The following is a 7,001-nucleotide window of genomic DNA, read 5'->3' on the forward strand; positions in this document are numbered from 1 at the left end:
TCCATTGGTGTTTCACCAAACCAAGTACGTTCATTAACCGGGTTACCAAATGGATCGCTACCGTCTTGGGTCATGGTATGCCAATAAGCAACCGCAAAACGTAAGTGCTCTTTCATTGTTTTACCTAAAACCACTTCTTCTGGGTTATAGTGACGGAAAGCAAATAAATTATTGGTTTCTTTGCCTTCATATTTAATTTGACTAATCTCTGGGAAATAATTCATTTTTCATTCTCCTTCATTAAGATTGACTCGGGTTTGTTTGTGTGCTAAACTAACTTATATATATGAATTGTATCCCTTTTCATAAAAAAAGTCAAATGTTTTTGCGAAAACTTTTGGTCTTTTTTATACTTTTTTCTATGATATAATTATTACACCAATAAATAGGAGATATTTTATGATTTCATCAGTATATAGTATTAGAAATAACAACGAGTCTTTAGTATTAAAAGCCATCATTGAAAATGGCCCTATTTCACGAGCAAGCCTTTCTGAATTAACAACTTTAAACAAAGCTTCTATCTCATCAATTGTCAAAACGCTGATCGAGGAACGCCTTGTTAATGAAACCGGAATCGGTGATGCTAGTTCTATGGGTGGTCGTAAACCAATTTTATTAGAATACAATAGTTCCTCAGGAGGAGTTGTTGCAATCGATATTGGCTACAACTATATCAATGTTCTGGTTACTTTCTTAGATGGAAAAATCATTTTGGAACAACAACTAAGAAAAATTGATATTAACACAAACACCATTAATGACTTATTAACTGACATTTTAGACTACGTTATAGAAAATGTTCCCAAAACAAATAAAGGGATTATCGGATGTGCACTTTCAATTCACGGTATCACGCAAAACAACACGATTAATTTCTCTCCAATTTATGATTTAATTGGAGATGATTTATACCAATTCTTATCAAATAAGTATGACTTCCCATTTTACTTCGAAAATGAAGCAAATTTAGCTGCTTTAGGAGAGTATACTTTCGTTTCACGCGCGGAAGATTTACTATGTATTTCGATTCACGGTGGAATTGGACTAGGTATTATTGAAAATGGGTTACTTCATCATGGCAATGCTGGAAAAGCGGGTGAAATAGGACATTCAATCATTTTCCCTGATGGTAAGGCTTGCCGTTGCGGTAACAAAGGTTGTCTAGAAAAATATGCGTCTCAACAAGCGATTTATGAAAGTGTCGCCGAAACATTTGATATTGATATTAATAAAATAAATTCAGATTATGTAGTTAAAATGTTAACGACAGGTCAAAGGGAAGCACTTTTAGATTTACTTCGAGAAAAAGCCATGTTCTTAAGTTTATGTATTAATAATATTATTCTTTTCCATGACCCAGAAGTTGTTTATATTGACAGTTCATTATATGAAAAAATTCCTGAATTACTGGCATTTATTTATGATTCATTAAATAGTCGTTTCACCGACGGTGTTAAAATAAAAACTTCTGCATTCGAAGGACGCTCTACTTTATTTGGAGGTGTAGCGCTAGTATTACGTAACTTCTTAAATATCCCAGTCTTTAAACTTAGAAATTATCATCAAGAAAACTAAATAATTTCATTAAATAAAACACCTATCAAACTGACTTTTCTCGTCGCTTTGATAGGTGTTTATTTTCATATTCTAATAATCTCCTCGAATATGATTATGCACTTCATTCCAATAAAATTCTTTCAATCGTGTAAGTTCTTCATCTGAATAGTCTTTAGCTTTCAAGACTTCTAGATTACTTTTAACTTGTTTAATGTTTTTAAATCCTGGTATGGCAGCTGTAACGCCCTTTTGTTGAATAACCCACTTTAAAGCGGCGACGGGCATACTAATCCGTTCTTCTTTAACCCATTCTAACTGATTAGCTAATTCAATGCCTTTTTTGAATGGTAAGCTACCAAATGTTTCACCAACATTAAATGCTTCACCGTTTTGATTATAATTACGATGATCATTTTCAGGAAAAACAGAATCAACTGTATATTTACCTGTTAATAAGCCACTCGCTAATGGAACACGAGCTAAGACGCCAATATTTTTTTTTCTGCTAATCTAATCATTTGATCGATGGGCTTTTGTCTAAGCATATTAACAATTACTTGAAGACTACTCGCTTTGGTATTATTTAAGACAAATTCACCTTGTACATCTGTTTCAACACTGACACCATAATAACGTATTAACCCTTCTTTTTGTAATTGTTCTAACACATCAAAGACGGCTAATTGTTCTAATATTTCAGTACTTGGACAGTGAATTTGGTATAAATCTATCGCATCCATACTTAAGTTTTTCAAACTATTTTCGGCATAATTTTTTACTTTTTCATATGTGTAGTTATCTGGGTTAGTGAAATCATCTTTACGTCCAAATTTAGTCGCAATATATATTCTTTCAGTTCGTTCTTTTAAAACTTCGCCTAAAATCTGTTCGCTTTTGCCCATTCCATACACATCAGCAGTATCAAAAAAGTTTACGCCTTGGTTAATAGCATAATGAATTGCTTGCTTAGCATCTTCTACAGATACATTCCCCCATTCACTTCCCATTGCCCATGTACCAAAACTCAGTTCGCTAATTTTCATATCAGTATTGGCAAATTGATTATAATTCATCGAATCATCTCCATAAACAAACTTTTAAGAAAGATCTTTTAACTTAATTCAATTCTTGATATTTGAAGTAATCAATGTAAGATTTCAATCCATATCCTGAATAGTCAATATTAGCCATTCCCACAAACGCTCCTGTAAAGAAGCCTCCGTAGTGCATATTGACATAATCATCTGATAAAATTTTAGCATCTAAAATGATATTAGTTGCTTTCCATTCTTTTCCATCGAATGAATACTCATAGGTATAATGAGTCGTTCTTACCTTACTTCTTAAATAGACATATTCTATATTTTCTGGGATTGCAATTTTATTTTTTGCAAAATAACTTATTAATTGTCCATTATCACTTTGTAATATTTCTAATGATTTACCTGTGTTTTCATCCCAAGTTATCGCAATCATTGACCAATGATTAGAATTATAGTAATTAACCAATCCTGAAAGTTGTTGGAATGTTGTCGGTTCATACTTAATTTTTATTTCAGCATCAAAGTCAAATGCTTGCCATCTTCTTGCAACTAGAGAATTTGTATGTAAATTATTAAATGATCCTCTACCATTCAATACTAAATGACTATCTTTAATTTCTCCCATTTGAGCATCAAATGGTACTCTTACTGTATTGAAGTTGATATCTAGCTCATTCGTATCAAAGTCGTCAAACTGATTATTAACTTGATTTCCTTCGACTTCTTCAGTTACAAAACTTGGCGCTTCGACTTCTAGTGAACCTTGTTTTCCACCAACAATATATGGCCAGTCATTTTCATCCCACTCTACTTTTTGTATCGCTGTTTCACGACCAAGTGTACACCAACCTCGTGGATCTGTGACCGACTCTGTCTTATGGTGCCAAGGTCTACCAGTTAGATGTGCGAAGTACCATTCTCCGGTTTGAGTTTCTACTAAAGATCCATGTCCACATTTTTGTAATGGATTTCTCGGAGAATCAAAAGCAGTTAAGAAAATATCAGGTTGACTTTCGTACTCCCCGTATAGTTCGGTACTTCTTGCCACCACTTGTTGATGTGTATAAACTGTTCCACCTTCAGCACAGAATAAGTAATAGTATTTTCCAATCTTATAAATATGGGGTGCTTCTGTCAGTTTAACTTCTGTCCCCTTCCAAATAATTTTGCTTGTTTCTGGTAATAAACGTTTTTCTTCATGTGAATATTCCGTTAGTTTGATTCCATGAAACGGATGCATATATTCACGATGATCCCATTCCATTTGAACAAGATATTTTTTACCATCTTCATCATGAAATAAAGATGCATCAAAACCAATCCCATTTAATACAATAGGTTCACTCCAAGGTCCCATAATAGAAGGTGATGTAATTAAATAATTGGTTACATCTTTAAATGAACCTTCCACAACTTTTACATCACTATAAACAATCCAAAATAATCCATCTGCATATGAAATATCCGGTGCCCAAACTCCACCAGAATCTGGATTCGCTTTCATGTTTAGCAAATTTGTTACAGATAATGGATGTGTCAATAATTCCCAATTAATTAAATCTTTTGATTGGTGAATTTGTATACCTGGAAACCATTCGAAAGTTGAAGTAGCAATATAGTACGTATCATCTACTCGAATCATTGATGGATCCGGATTAAATCCTTTCAAAATTGGATTTATTATTTTCATTTTTAGATACCTCCGTATAAAATTTTAACTTTCTTATTTGATTATAATATGCTAATAAAGATGTTGGTGAAAACCACCAACATCTTAACTAAGGGGCTAAATTTGTTTAATTGCAGGATATACTTTTTGATATCTTTCATAAACTTCTTGATATTTCGCTACATTGTCGGCATTGGGTTGATAATGCTTGTCATATTTCACAAATTTAGAGATACAATCTTCTACAGAATCCACCACCCCGCTACCAATGGCAGCTAACATCGCTGCACCTACACCTGGTCCTTGCTCTGTTTCTAGTGTAATAATCTCAGCGTTAAATATATCTGCTTGCATTTGCAACCAGTCTTTATTTTTGGCTCCACCACCTACAGATACTAACCGATCAAACTGTTGATTGGAAACATTACTCATAATCATTTGGGCGTCTTTTAGAGAGAAAGTAATCCCTTCTAAAACTGCTCTAGCAAAATGTTTTAATCCATGACGAATATCGATATTGGTAAAACTTCCACGAATTTCACTATCATTATGCGGGGTGCGTTCTCCGGTAATGTAAGGGGTAAATAATAATCCTTCTGAACCTGGTTCAATGTTATCAATACCTTCAAGTAATTCTTCAAATTTTAAATTGCTTGCAAAGGTATTTTTGAACCAGTTTAATGAATTTCCAGCTGCCAAAGTCACTCCCATGGCATAATATAAATCGGGAGCACTATGATTAAACAGATGGACTTTACCTTTATAATCAACATCGGCTGTTGGTTCACTTGCTAGGAACACGCCACTTGTTCCAATTGAAATCATACCTAAACCTTTATCAACTATCCCTGCACCTAAAGCAGCACAGGCATTATCTGCTCCACCGGCATGAACACTCACATCATGAGTAAAGCCATAACGTTCTTTTATGTCAGTTGTAATGGAGGCTACTTTATCGATTGAACGATGCAAAGTTGGTAAAATGGAACGGTTAATATTAAATCGGGTTAAAATATCTTCCGACCAATCCAATTTTTCTATATCCAATAATAGAGTACCTGCAGCATCCGAATAGTCCATTGAATATTCTCCTGTTAGAGTATGAACCAAATAATCTTTTGGTAACATTAAATGCTTCGTTTTCTGCCAATTTTTGAGTTCATTTTCTTGAACCCATAAAATCTTTGGTAACGTGAAACCTTCAAGTGCTATATTTTTAGTAATCGCTAATAACTCCGGTCCAAATTCAGCCATAATGGTTTGACATTGTTTAGTCGTTCTGACATCATTCCATAAAATAGCCGGTCTTATCACTTCGTTATCATGGTCAAGTAAGACTAAACTATGCATTTGACCAGAAAAACTAATGGCAACAAGACGCTCTGAAAAATCATCAACACGATTGTTCAACTCATCCATTACATTAAACATAGCCTCTTTCCAATCCAATGGATTTTGCTCACTATACCCTGGTTTAGGCTGTAATAAAGCATAATTTTGATCAGCGGTGGTAATTAATTCGCCAGATTCATTAAATAATAAACCCTTTAATGACCCTGTTCCTAAGTCAATACCTAAAACATAACTCATCTGTCCCACCTCAACTTTCTAAATTAGAACAATAAATCGTTTAAACGAGACTTCACAACTTCTAAATGACTTGATTCTAAATGGATGTCTTGATTTTCTAGGGCATAAGCTGTTAAGCTTTCTAAATCTTCTGCTCCATCTACAATGCGTTTACCAATTCCTTCAGTATAACTTGCATAGCGGTTTTCACGTAATTCATCTAAGTAACGTGTTTCTTTTAATTTCGCTGCCGCTTTTAAGCCACGTGCATAGGTATCCATTCCGGCAATATGCGCTAATAATAAGTCTTCCATTTTATGTGATGATCGTCTTACTTTCGCATCAAAGTTAATACCACCCGGTGCAATACCACCATTTTCTAGGATCTCATACATGGTAAAGGCCGTATCATACACATTTGTTGGGAATTCATCTGTATCCCAGCCTAATAATAAATCACCTTGGTTGGCATCAATTGATCCTAATGCTTGATAATTACGTGCAACATTTAATTCATGTTCAAAAGTATGACCTGCTAATGTCGCGTGGTTAGCTTCTAAGTTTAATTTGAAGTCTCCTTCTAAACCATATTTTTGAATAAAGGCCATAGTAGTTGCTGCATCAAAGTCATATTGATGTTTTGATGGTTCTTTTGGTTTTGGTTCAATTAAGAATTGTGGTTTATGACCAATTTTTTCGCCATAAGCAATCGCCATTTTGAATAAACGCGCAATATTATCTTGTTCTAATGCCATATCAGTATTTAATAATGACTCGTAGCCTTCACGACCACCCCAGAATACATAGTTTTCGCCACCTAATTTTTTACTGATGTCTAAGCCTTTTTTCACTTGGGCTGCCGCATAAGCAAATACATCTGCATTATTAGATGATGCTGCACCATTGTTATAGCGTGGATGAGAGAACATATTAGCGGTATTCCATAATAATTTAATACCTGTTTCATCCATTTTCTCTTTAATTAAATCGGTAATTTCATCTAAATTTTGGAAGAATTCTTCTAATGAATCCCCTTCTGGTGCAATATCCACATCGTGGAAGCAGAAATATTCTACACCTAATTTTGTTAAGATTTCAAAGAAAGCTTCTACACGATTACGCGCTGTGTCCATTGGTGTTTCACCAAACCAAGTACGTTC

4 protein-coding genes and 2 pseudogenes are annotated in these 7,001 nt (G+C 34.2%); 1 reads left to right on the forward strand and 5 read right to left on the reverse strand.

The window, feature by feature from the left end; genetic code table 11:
- A pseudogene (locus HMPREF2811_RS09375) lies at window positions 1-224 on the reverse strand (xylose isomerase); the annotation flags it as partial.
- Between the two features lie 175 nt (window positions 225-399).
- Between HMPREF2811_RS09375 and HMPREF2811_RS09380 the strand changes: the two are divergent.
- Complete coding sequence (locus HMPREF2811_RS09380; RefSeq protein WP_071409102.1) at window positions 400-1,578, forward strand: ROK family transcriptional regulator; 1,179 nt, start codon at window positions 400-402, stop codon at window positions 1,576-1,578.
- A gap of 72 nt (window positions 1,579-1,650) precedes the next feature.
- On the opposite strand, the pseudogene HMPREF2811_RS11975 reads toward HMPREF2811_RS09380, so the two are convergent.
- The 4 genes and pseudogenes from HMPREF2811_RS11975 to xylA all read right to left on the reverse strand — a co-directional run.
- Window positions 1,651-2,633, reverse strand: a pseudogene (locus HMPREF2811_RS11975) (aldo/keto reductase).
- Window positions 2,634-2,676: 43 nt separating this feature from the next.
- Window positions 2,677-4,293, reverse strand: coding sequence for a glycoside hydrolase family 43 protein (locus HMPREF2811_RS09390; RefSeq protein WP_071409103.1), 1,617 nt, complete (start codon window positions 4,291-4,293; stop codon window positions 2,677-2,679).
- Window positions 4,294-4,389: 96 nt separating this feature from the next.
- Complete coding sequence (xylB, locus tag HMPREF2811_RS09395; RefSeq protein ID WP_071409104.1) at window positions 4,390-5,862, reverse strand: xylulokinase; 1,473 nt, start codon at window positions 5,860-5,862, stop codon at window positions 4,390-4,392.
- Between the two features lie 23 nt (window positions 5,863-5,885).
- The coding region (xylA, locus tag HMPREF2811_RS09400) for a xylose isomerase (RefSeq protein WP_071409105.1) at window positions 5,886-7,001 on the reverse strand (1,116 nt) is incomplete at its 5' end.

The sequence above is a fragment of the Globicatella sp. HMSC072A10 genome, assembly GCF_001811625.1.
GTDB classification, from domain to species: Bacteria; Bacillota; Bacilli; order Lactobacillales; family Aerococcaceae; genus Globicatella; species Globicatella sanguinis.